19 protein-coding genes are annotated in these 19253 nt (G+C 61.1%); 6 read left to right on the top strand and 13 right to left on the bottom strand.

Annotation, left to right across the window (positions count from 1 at the left end; translation table 11 throughout):
* Positions 1-354: 354 nt before the first annotated feature.
* The 8 genes from NA637_RS20140 to NA637_RS20105 all read right to left on the bottom strand — a co-directional run bounded on the left by NA637_RS20140 (position 355) and on the right by NA637_RS20105 (position 6509).
* A complete protein-coding gene (locus tag NA637_RS20140) occupies positions 355-756 on the bottom strand; it encodes an META domain-containing protein (protein ID WP_256074331.1) in 402 nt (133 codons plus the stop codon).
* Entirely contained in the window at positions 756-1190 is a 435-nt protein-coding gene (locus NA637_RS20135; protein WP_256074330.1) for a hypothetical protein, read from the bottom strand. The genes NA637_RS20140 and NA637_RS20135 overlap by 1 nt, the downstream gene beginning before the upstream one ends.
* A gap of 192 nt (positions 1191-1382) precedes the next feature.
* The gene (locus NA637_RS20130) at positions 1383-2180 is read right to left on the bottom strand and encodes a dienelactone hydrolase family protein (RefSeq protein WP_256074328.1); all 798 of its coding nucleotides are present in this window, start codon (positions 2178-2180) and stop codon (positions 1383-1385) included.
* Between the two features lie 222 nt (positions 2181-2402).
* Complete coding sequence (locus NA637_RS20125) at positions 2403-2999, bottom strand: cytochrome c3 family protein (protein WP_256074327.1); 597 nt, start codon at positions 2997-2999, stop codon at positions 2403-2405.
* Positions 3000-3009: 10 nt separating this feature from the next.
* Positions 3010-3492 (bottom strand): nitrate reductase cytochrome c-type subunit, encoded by a 483-nt coding sequence (locus tag NA637_RS20120; protein ID WP_256074326.1) that lies wholly within the window; start codon positions 3490-3492, stop codon positions 3010-3012.
* Between the two features lie 11 nt (positions 3493-3503).
* Positions 3504-6008 (bottom strand): nitrate reductase catalytic subunit NapA, encoded by a 2505-nt coding sequence (gene napA, locus NA637_RS20115; RefSeq protein ID WP_256074325.1) that lies wholly within the window; start codon positions 6006-6008, stop codon positions 3504-3506.
* Positions 6005-6265: a chaperone NapD gene (locus NA637_RS20110; protein WP_045428550.1), complete on the bottom strand. Its 261-nt coding sequence runs from the start codon at positions 6263-6265 to the stop codon at positions 6005-6007. Before NA637_RS20110 ends, napA begins: the two co-directional genes overlap by 4 nt.
* 73 nt (positions 6266-6338) lie before the next feature.
* A complete protein-coding gene (locus tag NA637_RS20105; protein WP_082082125.1) occupies positions 6339-6509 on the bottom strand; it encodes a periplasmic nitrate reductase, NapE protein in 171 nt (56 codons plus the stop codon).
* A 289-nt stretch (positions 6510-6798) separates the two neighbouring features.
* Here NA637_RS20105 and NA637_RS20100 point away from each other — a divergent pair, with 289 nt between their 5' ends.
* Positions 6799-7983, top strand: a complete 1185-nt coding sequence (locus NA637_RS20100) for an MFS transporter (RefSeq protein ID WP_256074323.1) — start codon at positions 6799-6801, stop codon at positions 7981-7983.
* A 16-nt stretch (positions 7984-7999) separates the two neighbouring features.
* Here NA637_RS20100 and NA637_RS20095 read toward each other — a convergent pair whose 3' ends face one another.
* The 4 genes from NA637_RS20095 to NA637_RS20080 form a co-directional block, all read right to left on the bottom strand.
* Positions 8000-8494, bottom strand: coding sequence for a SprT family zinc-dependent metalloprotease (locus NA637_RS20095; protein WP_256074322.1), 495 nt, complete (start codon positions 8492-8494; stop codon positions 8000-8002).
* A gap of 55 nt (positions 8495-8549) precedes the next feature.
* The gene (locus NA637_RS20090; protein ID WP_256074321.1) at positions 8550-9215 is read right to left on the bottom strand and encodes a Yip1 family protein; all 666 of its coding nucleotides are present in this window, start codon (positions 9213-9215) and stop codon (positions 8550-8552) included.
* A gap of 139 nt (positions 9216-9354) precedes the next feature.
* A complete protein-coding gene (locus NA637_RS20085; protein ID WP_256074320.1) occupies positions 9355-9954 on the bottom strand; it encodes a Yip1 family protein in 600 nt (199 codons plus the stop codon).
* A 138-nt stretch (positions 9955-10092) separates the two neighbouring features.
* Complete coding sequence (locus NA637_RS20080) at positions 10093-10722, bottom strand: DNA-J related domain-containing protein (RefSeq protein ID WP_256074319.1); 630 nt, start codon at positions 10720-10722, stop codon at positions 10093-10095.
* Between the two features lie 112 nt (positions 10723-10834).
* Between NA637_RS20080 and ttcA the strand changes: the two genes are divergently transcribed.
* On the top strand, positions 10835-11659 hold the full coding sequence (ttcA, locus tag NA637_RS20075) for a tRNA 2-thiocytidine(32) synthetase TtcA (protein WP_256074332.1): 825 nt from the start codon (positions 10835-10837) through the stop codon (positions 11657-11659).
* A gap of 216 nt (positions 11660-11875) precedes the next feature.
* On the opposite strand, the gene NA637_RS20070 is transcribed toward ttcA, so the two are convergent.
* Positions 11876-13225 carry a class II 3-deoxy-7-phosphoheptulonate synthase gene (locus NA637_RS20070; RefSeq protein ID WP_256074318.1) on the bottom strand — a complete coding sequence of 450 codons (1350 nt, stop codon included), beginning with the start codon at positions 13223-13225 and terminating at the stop codon, positions 11876-11878.
* A 135-nt stretch (positions 13226-13360) separates the two neighbouring features.
* On the opposite strand from NA637_RS20070, the gene NA637_RS20065 reads away from it, so the two are divergent.
* The 4 genes from NA637_RS20065 to NA637_RS20050 all read left to right on the top strand — a co-directional run.
* Positions 13361-14110, top strand: coding sequence for a spermidine synthase (locus tag NA637_RS20065; RefSeq protein WP_256074316.1), 750 nt, complete (start codon positions 13361-13363; stop codon positions 14108-14110).
* A 317-nt stretch (positions 14111-14427) separates the two neighbouring features.
* Entirely contained in the window at positions 14428-16590 is a 2163-nt protein-coding gene (locus NA637_RS20060) for a methyl-accepting chemotaxis protein (RefSeq protein ID WP_256074315.1), read from the top strand.
* A 412-nt stretch (positions 16591-17002) separates the two neighbouring features.
* Positions 17003-18664, top strand: coding sequence for a DEAD/DEAH box helicase (locus NA637_RS20055; protein WP_272889228.1), 1662 nt, complete (start codon positions 17003-17005; stop codon positions 18662-18664).
* 255 nt (positions 18665-18919) lie between these two features.
* Positions 18920-19253: acyltransferase family protein (locus tag NA637_RS20050; RefSeq protein ID WP_256074314.1), on the top strand; the 334-nt coding region annotated here is incomplete at its 3' end.

Raw genomic sequence — 19253 nt, 5'->3', positions numbered from 1 at the left:
CGTTGGTTCGGGGGTTTTCGGTCTGACACTAGGTATAAAAGAGGGGAATCCCTGGCCTGCCTGTACCAGGGTCCCCAAAACTGGTTACCTGGATTCTGCATTGATCGTGCCAGTTTCGAGATTGGGCTGCATAGCCATTCGTTCGAAAAGCGAATGTGGCTAAACCTTTCCACGGGTCGCGTGCATCACAGACGCTACGGGGAGTTCCAGCGGGGCGTCGCCCCGAAAAGGAAGTGCTTGAGGCGGTGCGCCTGATGTTCCTGGTGATCGGGCGCTCTAGGTGCCCGTTGCTGCCGTGCTTTTTCGCTTACTCGACGTGCATTTCAAGGGCGGCGTGCCCCGCTTTGGCGCAGCCTAGTTCTGCTCAGGCCATACCCGTAGCGGGGCGCCTTCTGCGGGCCAGAATCGCAGCTGATCGATCCTGGAGACGTCCCAACGTTCGATTTGCGAGAGCAGTTCGAGGAAGTGCTGTTCCTGCTTCATGATGTGTTCGGCGCACATCTTGCGCGTGCTGCCGATTTCGCTGAAGCGCAGCTTCTGGCCGTCGAGCTGGTAGCTGGCGAACCAGTGGTTACAACCGGCGTTGCCATAGGCGCGGTCTTCGCTGAAGGTCAGCGAGACAGGGTTACGGCCCACCACGGGCTCGTCACCGATCCACTCGGCGATATAGGTGACTTCGTTCTGCAGGGTTAAGGGTTCAACCGAACATCCCGATACGGACAACACGGCGAGGCCGGTCAATACGAGCCTTTTCATCATTTGGCGCCCTGGCAGGCCGGGCATAGGTGCCGGCCGGTGTCGTTCGTCCAGCCCATCTCGGCAATCCGCGCTTCGGCCGCTGGCGCACGTGCGGCTTCGCCCTTGGCGGCGTCTACGGCGAATTCGAAATCCAGTTGCTTGCCGCAACCGTCGCAGTCGACCTGCCAGTTGATGATCGCCAGTTCCTTGAACACTGGCCCGTTCGCCACGGCCATCCACTGGCCTGGCGGGTTGATCAGGTGGCGAACCTTGTCGACGGTCAGGCGCTGGGCGAGGTCGCGGCTGCCTTTAAGCGTGACGATAAGGACATCGCCTGAGCGAACATTGCCACCGTTGCCGGTGACCTGGTAACGGCCCGGTGCCAAGGCGCGGCATTCGGTCAGGGTGTGCCCGGGGTTGAGCAGGGTGTAGCGAAAATCGTGTTCGGCCATGACTCGCGATCGACTGGAAAGGTTGCGGTGGCCGCAATGCTAGCACGGCCACGCCAAGCCCTCGCGTACGCATCACGATGGAAGCGCCTGCGGCGATTCGATCCTGCAAAGCATCGCACCACGTAGCCTGGATTAGCCGAAGGCGTAATCCGGGTTTCGAACACGGCGTATCCCGGCGAACGAAGCTGTGACTTATGGCCGTCGGTTGTCGAACGTTTCGTCGAGGAAGCGTTGCATGTCATTCCATGAGCGCTCGTCGGCGGCTTTGTTGTAGGCCACATCGACGCCTTTTTCCTGAAACTTGTCAGCCCCTGGATTGGTGAAGCCGTGTTTGGCGCCTGGCAGGTTGACGAATTGATAGTCGGCGCCGGCCTTGACCATTTCGGCGCTCAGTGCGGCGACGTCTTCGGCACTGACCATGCTGTCGGCGCTGCCGTGTTCGACCAGTATGCGCGCTTTGACACTCCCCGGCGCTGCGCGGGTTTCGGTGACCAAGGCGCCGTGGAAGCTGACAACGCCTTCGAGTGGTACACCCTGGCGGGCCATGTCCAACACGACCTTGCCACCGAAGCAGTAGCCAACGGCCGCGAGTTTGGCGCCGTCGGTCTGCTGTTGCTGTTTGAGCAGATCCACACCGGCGTTGAAGCGGGCTTTGGCCGCGTCGGCGTCGGCCAGGGCGGCTTTCATGAAGCTCATCGCGTCCTTCGGATGCTCGGTGTTCTTGCCCCCGCCATACATATCGATTGCCAGGGCGCTGTAGCCCAGTCCGGCCAGGTCACGGGCGCGGCTTTTGGCGTAGTCATTGAGGCCCCACCATTCATGGACCACCACGACACCAGGGCGCTGGCCTTCGATAGCGTCGTCGTAGGCGTAGTAGCCAACCATCTTGGTGCCGTCGGCGGCGGTGTAGGGGATTTCCTGAGTCTGGATCTCAGCACGAGCGACGGCGCTGACCGCCATCAGGGCTGCACCGAACAGTTGATAACGCATGGTGGACTCCTTGTTGTCGTTGATATCGAGACGTTCCGATAATTAGCCGGAGTTCGACACAGGTGCAACAGGGTTGTTCAGCGGGCAAAGCGCGAGCAGGAGACGGAAGCGTTTCGGTGGGGATGTGAATCAAGGCGGTCTGAGTACCTGAGCCCGCCCCTGGGCCCAGGTTCATCGATGATGATTCGGCGCTGCCCATCAGGATCAGCGCCGCCCGGACAGTTACCAGCCCGGCACGCCGTGCATGTCTGGCAACCGGTGGGCGATGCCCTTGTGACAGTCGATGCAGGTCGCTTCGCCTTGGCCTAGCGCTTTGGAGTGGAACTCGGCGGCGCGTTTGCTTTGGCGGGTGAAATCCATGAACTCGTAGTTGTGGCAGTTGCGGCACTCCAGCGAGTCATTGGACTTCAGACGACGCCATTCACGCTCGGCCATTTCCCGGCGCATGCCGAGGAATTTTTCCCGCGTGCTGATGGTGCCGAAGATCTTGCCCCAGACCTCTTTCGAAGCCTGCATCTTGCGCGCGATCTTGTCGGTCCATTCGTGTGGCACGTGGCAATCCGGGCAGGTCGCGCGGACGCCGGAGCGGTTGGTGTAGTGGATGGTGTCCTTGATCTCCATGTACACGTTGTCTTCCATCTCGTGACAGGAGATGCAGAAGGCTTCGGTATTGGTCGCCTCCAGTGCGGTATTGAAACCGCCCCAGAAGATGATGCCAGCAAGAAACCCCCCGAGTGTCAGGACGCCCAGGCTGTAGTGCACGCTCGGTCGGCGCAGGACGGTCCAGTAACGCTTGAGGAACGACAGTATCGACTTCATCCAGGCGTCCTCACCGTTCGTTCTGTCTGGTTTCGTGGTAGAGCAGCTCGTCGATGTTCTCGAAGTTGTTCTGCACCAAGGGTTTCACATCGTGCTGCACCACATGGCACTGGGTGCAAAAGTAGCGACGCGGGGCAACAGCGCCGAGCGTCTGGCTATCGCGGTCGGTGAAGTGGGTGATGCTGATCATGGGCGCTTGAGTCCGAGCACTGTTGGCGCGGCTGTGGCAGGACAGGCACTTGTTGCCGTTTTTGTCGATCTGATAGCCGCGAATGGTGTGCGGAATGGTCGGCGGCTGCTCCGGATAGTTGCGCTCGCGCTTCAGATCCTTGTTTTCCTCATCCCTGAGCGGAGGCGGCGTGAACTCCTGGGTGAGGGTGCCGCCCGGCCGGCGACCATCCGGGGCGGGCGCATCCAGTGGATAATCGGGCCCGGCTGCGACGGCCACGCCAAACACCGCGAGGAGCACCAAAGGCAGTAAATGGAATTTCATGGTGACTCTCCTCAGGCGATGCTGACCACTTCGATCTTCACGGCGCACTTCTTGAAATCGGTTTGCTTGGAGATCGGGTCGGTAGCGTCGAGGGTGACCTTGTTGATCAGTTTGTTGGCGTCGAAGAAGGGCACGAAGATCAGCCCCTTCGGTGGCTTGTTGCGGCCACGGGTTTCGATGCGAGCCTGCATTTCACCGCGACGGCTGATGACCTTGACCACGCTGCCGCGGCGGGCCTTGAGCTCCCGCGCATCGTCCGGATGCATGTACACCAGCGCATCCGGCACCGCCTGGTGGAGCTCGTCGACACGCTGGGTCATGCTGCCGGTGTGCCAATGCTCCAGCACGCGGCCGGTGCTGAGCCAGAACGGATATTCGTCATCCGGCATCTCTGCAGGTGCCTCGTAGGGCAGTGCGAAGATGATCGCCCGCTTGTCCGGATAACCGTAGAACTGTACCTCTGAGCCTTTCTCGACGTAGGGGTCATGGCCTTCACGGTAACGCCAGAGGGTTTCCTTGCCGTCTACGACCGGCCAACGCAGGCCGCGCTCCTGATGGTAACGGTCGAAGTCGGCGAGGTCGTGACCATGACCGCGACCGAACTGGGCGTATTCCTCGAACAGGCCCTTCTGGACGTAGAAGCCATAGTCCTCCGACTCTTGGTTCCGGTAGCCTTCTTCGATATCCGAAACGGGGAAGGTGTCGACCTGACCGTTCTTGAAAAGCACCTCGAACAGCGTCTTGCCCTTCAGCTCCGGTGATTTGGCCAGCAGCTCGGCAGGCCAGACTTCATCGGTGGTAAAGCGTTTGGAGAATTCCATCAGTTGCCAGAGGTCCGAGCGCGCTTCACCTGGCGGGCTGACCAACTGGTGCCAGAAATGGGTGCGACGCTCGGCATTGCCGTAGGCACCCTCCTTCTCCACCCACATCGCAGCGGGAAGGATGAGGTCTGCAGCCTGGGCCGAGACCGTGGGATACACGTCAGAAACAACGATGAAGGTTTCCGGGTTGCGCCAGCCGGGCAACACCTCCTGCATGATGTTGGGGCCGGCCTGCATGTTGTTGGTCGCCTGGGTCCAGTAGACTCTCAGGCCACCGTCCTTGAGCTCGCGGCTTTGTTGCACGGCATGGAAGCCGGGCTTTTCCGGGATGGTGCCTTCGGGCAGTTTCCAGATCTTCTCGGTGACGGCCCGATGCTTGGGGTTGGTGACGACCATGTCCGCAGGCAAGCGGTGCGAAAAAGTGCCGACCTCGCGTGCCGTGCCGCAGGCCGATGGTTGCCCGGTAAGCGAGAAGGGGCTGTTGCCGGGCTCGCTGATTTTCCCGGTAAGCAGATGAATGTTGTAGATCATGTTGTTCGCCCAGACCCCGCGGGTGTGCTGGTTGAAACCCATGGTCCAGAACGACATCACTTTTGTGTTCGGATCGGCATAGAGTTGCGCCAGCATCTGCAGGCGCTCTTCCGGAACACCCGATTCCCGAGCCGCACGCTCCAGGGTGTATGGCTTGAGGAACTCGGCATAGTCTTCAAAGCTGATGTCGGTCCAGCCGCCTGCCGCAGCGGCATTCTCGGCCTTCATCTCGCGCGGGTCGGTCGCGCGCAGGCCATAGCCGATGTTGGTGTTGCCCTTGGCAAACTTGGTGTGATTCTTGATGAAGTCCTGGTTGACCGCGCCACTCCGGATGATGTGGTTGGCGATGTAGTTGAGAATCACCAGGTCGGTCTGCGGTGTAAACACCATCGGTATGTCCGCAAGATCGAAGCTGCGGTGCTCGAAGGTCGACATCACAGCGACTTTCACATGCGGCGCGCTAAGGCGGCGGTCGGTCACGCGGGTCCAGAGCACCGGATGCATCTCGGCCATGTTCGAGCCCCAGAGCACGAATGCGTCCGCGGCTTCGATATCGTCGTAGCAGCCCATGGGCTCGTCCATGCCGAAGGTGCGCATGAAGCCGACAGCGGCAGACGCCATGCAGTGCCGCGCGTTCGGGTCGAGGTTGTTGGAGCGAAAACCTGCCTTCATCAGCTTGCTGGCCGCGTAGCCTTCCCACACGGTCCACTGGCCGGAACCGAACATGCCGACGGCGGTGGGGCCGTGGTCTTTCATCGCGGTCTTGTATTTCTCTTCCATGATGTCGAAGGCCTGCTCCCAACTCACAGGTTGAAACTCGCCCTGTTTGTCGTACTTGCCATCCTTCATCCGCAACAGCGGCTCAGTCAGACGGTCGGAGCCGTACATGATCTTCGACAGAAAATAGCCTTTGACGCAGTTGATACCGCGATTGACCTCGGCCTTGACATCGCCATGCGTGGCGACTACGCGGTCGCCGCTGGTGGCGACCATCACGCCGCAGCCGGTGCCACAGAACCGGCACGGCGCCTTGTGCCACTTGAGCGCCGTCGCCTGCGGATCAGTAACGAGGTTGCTGGCGCTGGTAGCGATAGGCATGCCAGCCACGCTGGCGGCGATGGCCGCGGCGTTGGCTTTGGCGAATTGACGTCGTGTGAGGCTCATTCCGGCTCTCCTTCGGGGCTGAGGAGTTCGTGGTAAATCAGGGCAGCGTTGAGGACGCCAGGCAGTTGTTGGATGTGGCTGATGGTGTCGAGAATGCGGCTTTCATGCTCCGCCTCGAGGACCACCACCACTTTTCCGGCGGCGCTTTCCTGATGAAGCTCCGTGCCGGGCAACAGCAGCAGGTTCTGTTTCACCGCATCGAGCAGCTCGGGGCGGCAGTGCACGAGCAGGCTCGCGATATGCAAGGCATTGGTCATTTTTTCTTATGAAGCTCCGCCTGCCCTGCAAAGAGCAAGCAATGAATGGAGGGGGTGTTCCGGTCTCAGGCAATCAGCTCGGCGGGCCGGGTGGGCCAAAGAACAGCTGGCTGATCCAGACGATGAAGCCATAGCCGGATACGGTCAGGACGCTTAGAAGGGGGAACAGGAAGACCAGCAGAAAGACAAATAGCCGTGTTTCCTCCGGCTTGCCTGCGGATGCGGGATCGGTATGGTGCGGCACTGCGTTCACCTTTAAATCCGTACGGCGTAGAGTCTAGTAAGCGTTCCAAGCGTAATCAAAGTCAGCTGTCTGTTTGTCCCGGGCTATGAGGGTTAATGCTGCTTTCATTGATCTGGCTCAACGAATAGGCTCGCGCTAGCTGCGTTCGGTTGGGCGAGCCCGGTAGTAAAAGTCCCTGCTGGGTAGGCGCCCGGAATGGACCTTGCCTGCGGCCTGCTGTACTGGGGCTGTGCTAGGCTCCGCGGCTTTTTGAACCCGCACTATGGCGGGCGTACATATAGGTAGTGCCATGGCTTTTGACTCGCTCGATTCCCACCTGAAACGCGGTACGCCTGCCTACCGCCGAGCAACGCTGGCCCTGTTCTGCGCAGGGTTCGCAACCTTTGCCATGCTGTATTGCGTACAGCCATTGCTGCCCCTGTTGGGCTCGTATTTCTCCGTGTCGGCGGCCACCAGCAGCCTGGCCCTGTCATTGACCACGCTGTCACTGGCGCTTTGTCTGTTGATATCCGGGGGCTTGGCGGAAAGCTGGGGGCGCAAGCGGGTCATGGTGCTAGCGCTCATGCTGGCTGGGTTGCTTGGTCTTGCCTGTGCAATGGTCGAATCCTGGACCCTGTTGCTTGTATTGCGGGCGCTGTTGGGCCTTGCGCTCAGTGGCTTGCCGGCTCTGGCGATGGCTTACGTCGGGGAGGAGTTCGACCCCGAGTCGTTGCCTGCGGCGATGGGGTTGTATATCGGCGGGACGGCCCTCGGCGGGCTCTTGGGCAGACTGTTGTCGGGCCTGCTGAGCGATCTTGGCGGTTGGCAACTGGCACTGGGCGGAATTGCCGGTCTAGGTCTGGTGGCGTTGGGGGCCTTCGTCTGGCTGCTTCCCGCATCCCGCCATTTCAAGCCACAACCGCTGTCTCTGCGCGGACTGCTGAGCAACTTTGCTGAGCATCTGGGCAACCCGATCCTGCGCAATCTTTTCCTTCAGGCATTTCTGCTGATGGGTGGCTTCGTCGCATTGTTCAACTACATCGGCTTTCGTCTGGCCGAGGCGCCGTTCGGCCTTTCCTCGACGGTCATCGGCCTGCTGTTCACCGTTTACCTGGCCGGCATATTCAGTGCGGGCTGGGCCGGGCGGCTGGTGTCACGCCTGGGCGCGAGAAGCGTACTGCAAGGCGGTATCGCGCTGATGCTGTTAGGCGTAGGGCTGTGTTCAACGCCCTGGCTGATTGCAATCGTGATGGGGCTGGCGCTGTTCACCCTGGGCTTCTTTGCTGCACATGCCGTGGCCAGCGGGCAGGTCGGCGTGCATGCCAAGGGCGCCAAGGCGCAGGCGTCGGCGCTTTACCTGTGCGCCTATTATCTCGGGTCGAGTGTGGTCGGCTATGCCGCCGGCTACGTATGGGAGCATGCGGGATGGCTGCCTTTGATGGCGGTGCTCGCTGCGCTGTTCGTGATCGCAGCCTGGCGCGCCAGACGGCTATAGCGCGGCGGCCAGCCGGTCAGTCGATTCGCTGCTCACCGCTGAAGGCCAGGGTGGCGCGGCAGGTGCGGCAGAAGTAGCGACGGCCTTTGCGGACCAATGCGTGGCGCTGGGCGGTAAAGGGGAAATCTCGCTCGGGACAGGCACACCGGTAGATGTAAGCACTCGTCTGCCGGCGGGTGATCTCGTAGCTGTGGCAGCGATCAGGGGTCAGCTGGTAAACGCCGCGCATGATCAGTTGCCACTCTTCACCATGGGGGCGAATCCGGCCGCCGAACATCTGGTGAGCGACCAAATGGGCCACCTCGTGAGCCACGGTCTGCTTGAGGAAGTGCTCGCGGTTTTCCTGATACAGCTGCGGGTTGAAGCGCAGCAGGTTGGTGTTCAGATGCGCAACGCCGGCTTTCTGCCCGCGCAATTTGAAGCTGACTGTCGGTCGTTCGAAGCGCTTGTTGAAAAAAGCCTCGGCCTGTTCATGGCAGGCCTCGACTCGGGCGTGTAGCTGGTCGGGCATAAGGGCCTCCGAAGAAGCCCTGAATTATGCCGCAATCCGCCAGGCTGACAATCCCTCAGAGACCGCCAGGCTCCTCCTGAGGACGTTCTTCCTGGGTGCCGTAGCTTTGGTCCGTTTGCACGGTGCGCTCATAATTGGGTTGGAGGAACTGAGACCAGAACAGAATCATGGATATCAGCACCGTCACCATCACCAGCAGCGCCACACCCCAGATCGAACTGGCGTAGAGAAAGCTTTGCGAGCTGCGCTGGCGCATGAAGCCTGGTAGGCCAGTGAATAACAGGTAGGTGGAATAGATGCCTGCTATGAGCAGAACGATCGCAGCGAACCAGCGATTCGGGTACAGCCCGGTCACGCCGGCGAGCAGGAACGGGGTGATGACGTAAGCGATGAAACCAATGCACTGGTTCAGATTCGGGCGTACTTCAAACGCTCGCGTCATCCACCTCACGAAAAACCCCATGATCACTGTGCCGACAATGATGGTGATGTACAGCAACAGGCACAGCTGAAAAGCGCTGGCAAAATCGAGTCGTACACGTTCGGCGTCCACCAGGCTCCATCCTACGAAGGTGACCCCAATGAACAGGCACACGGCAGGAATCAGCGCCAGCAGCAGCAGATGCATCAGGTAATGCAGGCTGTGGGCGTCTTCCTTCTGGCGGATCGTTTCCCAGGCTCGGTCGGGCCGGGTGAACAAGCTGATGAATTCTGGGGTCATGGGGCCTCCTAATGCCGATGCTTGAGCGCAGGTCTTGCTGGTATAGACGCGCAAGCGCGACAGGGATTCAACGCAACCCTGTCGCAGGCAAAGACGGGCCGACGCGGAGGCCACCGCGTCGGCCCGTATCATGGCAAGGCTAGCGTATGTAGATCGGGCCAACCCCCATGCCCCACATGATCACTGAAAGCGCGAGGATCGCCACCAGCACGACCAGCCCGACAGCCAGCACGGAACTCGAGAACAGGAAGCCCTCGTCGGAAGGGATGTTCATGAATGTTGGAAGGCCAATGTAGAGCAGGTAGGTCGTGTAGCAGATTGCCGCCGTGCCCACGATCATGCCCAGCCAGATGTGCGGATAGAGCGCGGCCAGGCCGCCGACGAACAGGGGCGTGGCGGTGTACGCGGCGAACACGATGCATTGCACCAGCGTCGGGTTTGCGTCATAGGTGCGTGACATCCAGTGGATGAAAGCGCCCATCACGGCTACACCACACAGCATGGCGAGGTAGGACAGCAAGGTGAGTTGCAATGCACTGCTTTCGGTGAGCTTTACCGCCTCGCCACCGCCAATGCTCCAACCGATCTGGGTGGTTCCGATGAACGCCGATATCGCCGGTATCGCTGCGAGTACCACCACCTCTCCCAGGTGCAAATGCCCGACCTCACGCTCCTCTCCAGTGATTTCCTGCCATTCCTGGCCCGGGTGTGCAAACAGTCCCCAAACGTGATTGATCATGCCAGCGTCTCCTCAGTTTTGGAGGGTCGCTTCGCCTGGCGTGCCGTCAGTAGGACGGGCGTGCGACCTTAAGTCGCAGTATAGGGAGCGGACGGTACGGCGCACGGGGCTCGATTAGAGCAATTGGAAGCTATGAGCCTATCGGTAATAGCGTTGCAGTATTTCCATCGCCAGATTGATTGACTGAAGGCGTGTTGTACTGCCGCCACGGTCGGGGTGGTGAATGCTGACCAACTGGCGATAGCGCCGTTTGATGGTATGCAGGCTGAGCGAAGAGGCCTCCTGATCCAGCTCGAACAGCTCCAAGGCTGCGCGTTTCTGCTCCGGATCCCAATTTTCGCTGCGTTCGCCCAGGTGATCGCCGCGCATACGCGACCAGAAGCTCGCCAACAGGCGTTCCACTGCCTGTTCGTCGGTGTCGTGCAGATTGGTCATGTCCAGGTAGTAGTCGCGCAACGGATCGGTTTCGGCGACTCCGCTGGCACCAGGCACATAGGCTTGAAGCTGGACGTTTAACGGCGAAATCTGGAGGTTGTAGCGGCTCTCGCCCCAGAGCTGGTCGCGCAGCTGGTACAGCGCGTTAAATACCAGGAAATGGGTACGGAACAGCACCAGCTTGTCGAGTAGCGGCAGGTTGGGGATATGCGTGCTATGTCGGGCCTTGAGCTGTTGGATCAGCTGGTATTCGCTGCAACCTTCCGGTTGTTCGCGCAGCAGCACGAATATTTGCTCGGCCAGGTCCATTTCGGGTTCGAGATCATCGTTCATGCCGCAAAGCCTAGCACAAGGCCAGCGTTACCAACGGCTGGATGGATGGGGTGGGGCGCCGGTGCATTTTGCGCGTAAAATGCGCGCCTTTCGCATCTCACCGGACTCTGAAATGGGCAACCTCTCGGTCAACCAGAACAAACTGCAGAAGCGTCTGCGTCGCCTCGCCGGCGAGGCAGTCACTGATTTCAACATGATCGAGGAAGGCGACAAGGTGATGGTTTGCCTGTCTGGCGGCAAAGACAGCTACACCATGCTCGACGTCTTGCTGTATCTGCAGAAAGTGGCGCCGGTCAAATTCGAGATCGTCGCCGTCAACATGGACCAAAAGCAGCCGGGCTTTCCCGAGCAGGTGCTGCCCGAGTACCTGAAGTCCATTGGCGTCGCCTACCATATCGTCGAGAAGGACACCTATTCGGTCGTCAAAGAAAAAATTCCGGAAGGCAAGACCACCTGCTCGCTGTGTTCGCGTCTGCGTCGCGGCACGCTCTACACCTTCGCCGATGAGATCGGTGCTACCAAGATGGCGCTCGGTCACCATCGCGACGACATCCTCGAGACGTTCTTCCTCAACATGTTTTACGGCGGCACGCTCAAATCCATGCCGCCCAAGCTGCTGTCTGACGACGGCCGCAATGTGGTGATCCGGCCGTTGGCGTATTGCAGCGAGGCAGACATCGAAGCCTATTCGCAGATGAAGGGGTTTCCGATCATCCCCTGCAACCTCTGCGGGTCGCAGGAAAATCTGCAGCGCCAGGTGGTCAAGGAGATGCTGCAGGAATGGGAGCGCAAGTCGCCCGGTCGTACCGAGATCATGTTTCGCGCCTTGCAGAACGTGGTGCCCTCGCAGCTGGCCGACCGCAGCCTGTTCGACTTCACCAGCCTGCGCATCGACAACGACGCCACGCCGCGCTTCCTCGAGGTGATGAGTTTGTAACGGAGGCCGCAAGCCTCAAGCCAATAAGTCCCAAGCGAACGCTTGTAGGGTGGGCCGGGCGGCGCTCCGCTTCAGCCCACCTTGTAACTTGGTAACGGTCGGATAGCGCTCCGCTTCAGCTCCGTACTTCTGACACCAGCGATTCACGCTGTCGTTTGAAGTGAGCTCTGCCCCAGCTCGCCAACCGAGCCAGGGTGCAACCCATCTCAGGTGGTATCAGCTCGGCCGGACCTGCTTCAGCGTTTCAGCGATCATGAACGCCATTTCCAGCGACTGATCGGCGTTGAGTCGGGGATCGCAGTGGGTGTGGTAGCGGTCGGAGAGCCCGTCCTCGGTAATTGGGCGTGAACCGCCGATGCACTCGGTGACGTTCTGCCCAGTCATTTCAATATGAATGCCGCCGGGGTAGCTGCCTTCGGCGCGGTGCACGTCGAAGAACTGCCGCACCTCGGCCAGCACCTTGGCGAAATCGCGGGTCTTGTAACCGCTGGAAGCTTTCATGGTATTGCCGTGCATCGGGTCGGAGCTCCACAGGACCTGACGACCTTCCTGTTGCACGGCCTGGATCAGGCGCGGCAAGCCTTCCTCGACCTTGTCGGCGCCCATGCGCACGATGAGATTCAAACGACCGGGATCGTTCTCAGGATTGAGGATGTCGATCAGGCGGATCAGCTCGTCGCTGGCCATGCTCGGTCCAACTTTCACGCCGATCGGGTTGCCCACGCCGCGCAGGAATTCAACGTGTGCCCCGTCCAGCTGCCGCGTGCGGTCGCCAATCCAGAGCATATGGGCAGAGCAGTCGTACCAGCCACCGCTGAGGCTGTCCTGGCGCACGAATGCCTGTTCGTAGTTCAGCAGCAGCGCCTCGTGGGCGGTGAAGAAGCTGGTCTCGCGCAACTGTGGCGCGTTGTCCATGCCGCATGCGCGCATGAACCGTAGTGCCTGGTCGATCCGTGCGCCGAGCTGGTGATATTTCTCAGCCATCTGCGAGTTGGCGATGAAATCCAGATTCCATTGATGGACCTGATGCAGATCGGCGAACCCGCCCTGGGCGAAAGCGCGCAATAGGTTCAGGCTGGATGTGGACTGGTGATAAGCCTGCAGCAGCCGCTCCGGGTCCGGCACGCGGCTTTTTTCATCGAAGCCGATGCCGTTGACAATGTCGCCGCGGTACGCGGGCAGGCTGACGCCGTCGACAGTTTCGTCGCCGGAGGAGCGCGGTTTGGCGAACTGCCCGGCCATGCGGCCGACCTTCACTACCGGGCAGCCGGCGGCGAAGGTCATCACGATTGCCATCTGCAGCAGCACCTTGAAGGTGTCGCGGATCTTCGGTGCGGAGAATTCGGCGAAGCTTTCTGCGCAATCACCGCCTTGCAACAGGAACGCGCGGCCCTGAGTGACCTCGACGAATTGCCGGCGCAGCTCCCGTGCCTCGCCAGCGAACACCAGCGGTGGAAGGCTCGCCAATGTGCCCTCGACGCGCTGCAGATGCGCGGCGTCCGGGTACTCGGGTTGCTGCTGGATGGGTTTGGTTCTCCAACTTGTGGGACTCCAGGCGTGACTCATGATCGTTCCAGTTTCCATAAATAGTGTGCCGATGGTACCCGAAGCGCTTTGAGGCCGGAGATAGCGATGGACTATCGGCCTGCGTAAGATTCGGCCATTGCCGCCAGGCTGAGCGAACTTTTACGGAGCAGACAGATGGAAAAAGAGGAGCGTTTGCTCGCCGAGGTGCGCGACGCGTTCGGACTCATTCGTGTACTCGAGGTGGGCGAATACCGCTTCCTCGAGTTCGGCGCCGCGGTTGAGCAAAGCTGCGTGTTCACCGCCGATCCGGCCTGGCTCGAGTACGACTACACTCGCGCAATGCTGCTGGGCGGCCTTTGTCATCCGGCTCCGGAAACGGCGCTGTTTCTAGGCTTGGGGGGAGGTAATCTGACTCAGGCGTGTCTGCGGTTCCTGCCGCTGGAGGATGTCGAAGTCATCGAGTTGCGCCCCGCCGTGCCTGAACTGGCGATGCGCTACCTCGGGCTGCAGAACGACTCGCGGCTGTATATCCGCATCGGCGACGCGACCGAGCTGCTGGAGACCGCCGAGCGTTCCGACCTGATCTTCGTCGATCTATACAACGATGCCGGGCCGGATGCCGCCCACCTGGGCTGGAGTTTCCTCAAGCGCTGCCAGGAAAAGCTCAACCCGGGCGGCTGGCTGGTCATCAACCAGTGGGGCACCTCCGACGACAAACCGCTGGGCGCTGCGCTCCTGCGCGGGCTCTATCACCGCCATTACTGGGAGTGCCCGGTGAAGGAGGGCAACGTGGTGGTGCTGGTGCCGGCAGATCTCGACCAGGAGCTGGATGAGGCAGGGCTGCGTCAGCGTGCCGATGCGCTGGCGGCATCCTTGGGATATTCACTCGGTTCGCTGATTGGCGCGCTACGCCCCGCCAGTTGATCAGGTTCTTCCCTGGTGCGTTCCGAGTGCCCACGTAGTTGTTCGTGCACATTTGTGGTGCGCTCTTGTCTGGAGGCGAACGGTACGAGGTTCATTAGCTGAAGGCAGGCGCCTGCTCCTGCAGCGTCGTGGGGGCGCCCTGCAGACGCAATGGTTCGATGACCGATAATGTCCGACGCTGCTGGCCCTGCCGTGGCTTGCGCCAAATAGGGGCCAGGGGCTCGGTAGGCGAGCCGCGGGATTTGTCGGTACCCGTCCACACTGGTCTGTTAATTGCACTAGGCCAGTATGTTCGTCTGCAGCAAGGAACCCGGCCCGTGCCCCATCTTCAAAGCAAACAGATGCACCTTTCGGTCCGCGAACGCGCTTGGCTCCCGGTCTTTGGCCGCACCGGCAAGCTGGCGATGCGCTGGTCGTGCTGGTTGAATCGCGGCGTTTATCCAGTGGTCGAGCAGGTCTTCGAGGGGGTCGCCCAGTCCCGCGTGCGGATTCTGCAGGGTTGGGCCGCTGCCCACTGGGAACATCTGGCCGACCTGGCCGGCAATCTGGGCGAAGCCTTCGCCCATGTCGACGCCGAAACCCTGGAGAAGAAGCGTATACAACTGGCGGACCTGTCCGAACTGTTCGTCATCGATCCGCAGGGCAGGGTGCTGGCCTCCACCTGTGCCGCCCATGTCGGGCAACAGGATCTCGACGGCAAGGCCGTGGCGCAGGGGCTGCTCAAGCCATTCCTGCATGGCCCTTATCGCGATCCGTTGACCCAGCGCCTGGGCGCGACCTCCTCGCGCTTCCATGATGCGGTGACGCTGATGTTCTACCAGCCCGTGCACGTGGGCGGCAAAAGCCTCGGCTGCATCTGCGCGCGGGCGCCCAACGATGTGCTCGGCGACCTGATCCAGCGTGAGGCCGGGCATGTCTACCCCGAGTCGGGCGACAACTACCTGTTCATGGTCGAATCGCGCTTCGACAGCCACATCCAGCCGGGCACGGCCCTGTCGCGCTCGCGCTTCGAGGATTCCACCTTCAGCCACGGCGAGAACCTCAAGAGCGGCATACATACCCAGTGGGGCATGGTCAGCGTGCAGCAGCACACCGAGCTGGAGCTGCGCTTCACCGATCCGGCCACCGGGCAGTTGCACCCGGGCGTGCGCGAAACCATCGCCAAGGGCTCGAATCTGTTCGTCACCTACCCCGGCTATTCCGATTACCGGCATATCCCGGTGATCGGCAAGGGCGTCACCTTCCAGCTGCAGGGTTCGCCGGACCGCTGGGGCATGATGTGCGAGGCCGACCTGGAAGAGGTCTATCGTCGCCGCTCGCTGAGTGTCGGCCTGATGAAGACCTATCTGTGCACAGTGACCACGCTGTTCGCCATCGGCGGCTTGCTGCAGGCCTTCAGTGGCTTGTCGCAGACGATGCTCTACGTGCTTAACGGTCTGCTGCTGGTGCCCGGTGCCTGGGCTTTCGCCTCGTTCGGCCCGCGACGGCTGGCGGCGCGCATGCAGGAAATGACCGAGGTAATCCGCACCCTGGCCGAAGGCGAGGGCAACCTGCGCCAGCGCGTCGACGCCAGCACCATGCAGCGCGATGAAAGCGGCGACATGGGGCGCTGGATCAATAGCTTCATCGACAGCCTGGACGGCGTGGTCGGGCAGGTCATCCAGGTATCGAAGCACGTCCGCCAGGACAACGAAGTGATGCTCGCGCGCAGCAGCGAGGCGGGGCAGACCACCAGCGACGTCGCCGAATCGATCCACCAGCTGTTGCTGCTGGTGGAGGAGCAACTGGGCGAAATCCAGCAGGCCTCCATGACCGCCGAAGAAATGAAAGCGGCCATGGACGAGGTAATGGGCCGCGCCCGCGAGCGCTTCGACACCGTGCGCGAAGGTACCGAATCCATCCGCGACGTGGTTCAGCGCTCGGCCCAGAGCGTGCAACTGCTCGACAGCCGCATGGGCGAGATCGACGAGATCGTCGGCCTGATCAGCGACATCACCACCCAGACCAACCTGCTGGCGCTGAACGCCGCAATCGAGGCCGCCCGCGCCGGCGACCATGGTCGCGGTTTCGCCGTGGTCGCCGGCGAGGTGCGCTCGCTGGCCCAGCGCACCGCCAAGGCGGCCGAGGACATCCGGCACAAGGTGGAAAGCCTGCAGGCCGAGACTCGCCAGGCGGTGTCCTTCATGGAAGGCGGCGTGCAGAACGTCGACAGCAGCTTGCGCCTGACCGAAGAGGCCTCCTCGGAGAACGTCCACCTGCATCGGACCGTCGAGCGCATGTTTGACATCATCGAGCACCTCAACGAACGCAGCCTGCATTACGGCCAGACCATCCGGGGCGTCGACCAGGCATCCAGCGAAATGGGGCAGACGCTGTGTGTGCTGCAGGACAGCGCCGAGCGCGTCCGGCATACCGCCGGCAAACTGCAGCAACTGGTGGGGCGTTTCCGCGTCAGCACCATCATCGGCGAAGCCGTCTGAACACCTGCCCAATCCCAAAAGCTCGCCCCGAGGTCGGGCCTGCCACGAAAGCAGCAAGCCACCCCAACCCGTGGCAGGCGCGCCCCCGCGGCGATAGGCGATAGCAGGCCGAAGGCCTGCCCCGAAGCGTAACGCCTGAAAAAGCGCCACCCGATTCGCTTAGCAAAATACGTCACAGACTCCCATTATTCCGGTATAGTATGCGCCGGCTGAAACTCAGCCTGCGTTAGGTACTGCAACACACGAAGCGCTGCTTCGGCTGCTGTCCGCTTCTCGCGGCTGTCCTTGACGGTTCATCATTTATAACGTTTTCGCAAACCCCGCCGACCAGGCTGCCAGGGTGACCTTCGGGTTTTGCATGGCATGCGCAGCTTCGGAACATGGGTCTTTGCGGAGCATCAGGAAAAGACCCATGACCCAAGAAATCGGCGGCTTTGCCGCACTCGGTATTCATCCCTCCGTACTCGCTGCAGTCATCGCAGTCGGCTACGAAGAGCCTTCGGCCATCCAGAGCCAGGCTATCCCGGTAATCCTCGGCGGCCACGACATGATCGGTCAGGCCCAGACCGGTACCGGCAAGACCGCAGCCTTCGCGCTGCCCATCCTGTCCAGGATCGACCCCGCGCGCAAGGAAGTGCAGGCGCTGATCCTCGCGCCAACTCGCGAACTGGCCCTGCAGGTCGCTACCGCTTTCGAAACCTATTCCAAGCAGATGCCCGGCCTGACCGTGGTCGCCGTCTACGGTGGCGCCCCGATGGGGCCACAGCTCAAGGCCATTCGCCAGGGCGCGCAGGTGATCGTCGCCACGCCTGGCCGTCTGGTCGACCATCTGAGCCGCAACAGCGCATTGCTCGGCACCATTCAGTACCTCGTGCTCGACGAAGCTGACGAAATGCTCAAGCTTGGCTTCATGGACGACCTCGAAGTCATCTTCGAAGCCATGCCGGAAAGCCGCCAGACCGTGCTGTTCTCGGCGACCCTGCCACATTCCATTCGCGCCATCGCCGAAAAGCACCTGCGTGAGCCGCAACACATCAAGGTTGCGACCAAGACCCAGACCGTCGCTCGGATCGAGCAGGCACACCTGATGGTCCACGCCGACCAGAAGACCGCGGCTGTCCTGCGCCTCCTGGAAGTCGAAGACTTCGACGCGCTGATCGCCTTCGTGCGGACCAAGCAAGCCACCCTCGACCTGGCTGCCGCGCTGGAAGCCAAGGGTTACAAGGCTGCAGCACTAAACGGTGACATCGCCCAGAACCAGCGCGAGCGCGTGATCGAGTCCCTCAAGGATGGTCGTCTGGACATCGTGGTTGCCACAGACGTTGCTGCTCGCGGCCTGGATGTATCGCGTATTACTCATGTGTTCAATGTGGACATGCCCTACGATCCAGAGTCCTACGTACACCGTATCGGCCGTACTGGCCGTGCCGGTCGTGAAGGTCGCGCATTGCTGCTGGTTACCCCACGTGAGCGTCGCATGCTGCAGGTCATCGAGCGTGTCACCAATCAGAAAGTCGCCGAAGCCCGTCTGCCCGATGCGCAGCAAGTGCTGGACGCGCGCATCAAGAAGCTCACCAACAGCCTGATGCCGCTGGTCGCTGATGCCGAGGCCAGCCACGGCGAACTGCTCGACAAGCTGCTCGTCGATATCGGCTGCAGCCCGCGCGCGCTGGCCGCTGCGCTGCTGCGCAAGGCCACTAACGGCCAGGCGTTGACCTTGGCGGAAGTGGAAAAAGAGCAGCCGCTGGTTCCGACCAGTAGCCCGCGTGAGCGCTCCGATCGTCCTGAGCGTAGCGGCGACCGTGAGCGTCGTGCACCGATCCCGTTGGCCGAAGGCCGCGCCCGCTGTCGCACCGCACTGGGGGCTCGCGACGGCATCGCCGCGCGCAACTTGCTCGGTGCCATCCTCAACGAAGGCGGTCTGGCCCGCGAAGACATCGGCCGCATCCAGGTGCGCGATAGCTTCAGCCTGGTCGAGCTGCCGGAGGATGGTCTGGAGCGACTGCTCGGCAAGCTAAAGGACACCCGCGTCGGCGGCAAGCAACTCAAGCTGCGTCGTTATCGCGAGGATTGAGATGCAGATGTAGCGGCATGCGATGAGGTTGAGTCTCGTCAGGAATAGAAAGGGTGGACTTCGGTCCACCTTTTTTTTTAAGGGTTGCATCGGCTATCGGCCGCCAAGGCTTGGGGCATTACGTCGGCCATCGTCGCCCCGCTGCTGCCGACAAACTGATCGGATTTTTTACTGTTTTTTACTGTCTACCTTTCCCGTCTTCGCCAACGCTGGCTGCGAGGTGTTTGGTAGTGCCCATAACCGAGGAGAAGTAGGATGCAGGAGAGAAATGCCTGGGTCGATTACGCCAAAGCCATTGGGATCATTCTGGTAGTCTACGGACATGTCGCGCGTGGGGTCTTCAACGCCGGCTTGCCGATGGATCAAGACGAATATCTTCTCGTCGATAGTGTCATCTATAGCTTCCACATGCCGCTATTCTTCTTCCTGTCGGGTTTGTTCTTTTACGACTCACTGGTTAAGCGAGGGAAAACCGGACTGGTCGTGAACAAGGTCGATACCATTGTCTACCCCTTCATCCTGTGGTCCTTGTTGCAGGGCGTGGTAGAGGTCGTGCTATCAAACTACACGAACGGTGATGTGACGTTAG

This window comes from Stutzerimonas stutzeri (genome assembly GCF_024448935.1).
Lineage (GTDB): Bacteria > Pseudomonadota > Gammaproteobacteria > Pseudomonadales > Pseudomonadaceae > Stutzerimonas > Stutzerimonas stutzeri_AO.
Note: the sequence above shows the minus strand (reverse complement) of the source record. Positions and strands in the feature narration are given on the sequence as shown.

Bases quoted from the DNA above. Each gene is read 5' to 3' on its own strand.
- NA637_RS20140 (WP_256074331.1), bottom strand. From the start codon at position 756: ATGAAAAGGCTCGTATTGACCGGCCTCGCCGTGTTGTCCGTATCGGGA.
- NA637_RS20135 (WP_256074330.1), bottom strand. From the start codon at position 1,190: ATGGCCGAACACGATTTTCGCTACACCCTGCTCAACCCCGGGCACACC.
- NA637_RS20130 (WP_256074328.1), bottom strand. From the start codon at position 2,180: ATGCGTTATCAACTGTTCGGTGCAGCCCTGATGGCGGTCAGCGCCGTC.
- NA637_RS20125 (WP_256074327.1), bottom strand. From the start codon at position 2,999: ATGAAGTCGATACTGTCGTTCCTCAAGCGTTACTGGACCGTCCTGCGC.
- NA637_RS20120 (WP_256074326.1), bottom strand. From the start codon at position 3,492: ATGAAATTCCATTTACTGCCTTTGGTGCTCCTCGCGGTGTTTGGCGTG.
- napA (WP_256074325.1), bottom strand. From the start codon at position 6,008: ATGAGCCTCACACGACGTCAATTCGCCAAAGCCAACGCCGCGGCCATC.
- NA637_RS20110 (WP_045428550.1), bottom strand. From the start codon at position 6,265: ATGACCAATGCCTTGCATATCGCGAGCCTGCTCGTGCACTGCCGCCCC.
- NA637_RS20100 (WP_256074323.1), top strand. From the start codon at position 6,799: ATGGCTTTTGACTCGCTCGATTCCCACCTGAAACGCGGTACGCCTGCC.
- NA637_RS20095 (WP_256074322.1), bottom strand. From the start codon at position 8,494: ATGCCCGACCAGCTACACGCCCGAGTCGAGGCCTGCCATGAACAGGCC.
- NA637_RS20090 (WP_256074321.1), bottom strand. From the start codon at position 9,215: ATGACCCCAGAATTCATCAGCTTGTTCACCCGGCCCGACCGAGCCTGG.
- NA637_RS20085 (WP_256074320.1), bottom strand. From the start codon at position 9,954: ATGATCAATCACGTTTGGGGACTGTTTGCACACCCGGGCCAGGAATGG.
- NA637_RS20080 (WP_256074319.1), bottom strand. From the start codon at position 10,722: ATGAACGATGATCTCGAACCCGAAATGGACCTGGCCGAGCAAATATTC.
- ttcA (WP_256074332.1), top strand. From the start codon at position 10,835: ATGGGCAACCTCTCGGTCAACCAGAACAAACTGCAGAAGCGTCTGCGT.
- NA637_RS20070 (WP_256074318.1), bottom strand. From the start codon at position 13,225: ATGAGTCACGCCTGGAGTCCCACAAGTTGGAGAACCAAACCCATCCAG.
- NA637_RS20065 (WP_256074316.1), top strand. From the start codon at position 13,361: ATGGAAAAAGAGGAGCGTTTGCTCGCCGAGGTGCGCGACGCGTTCGGA.
- NA637_RS20055 (WP_272889228.1), top strand. From the start codon at position 17,003: ATGACCCAAGAAATCGGCGGCTTTGCCGCACTCGGTATTCATCCCTCC.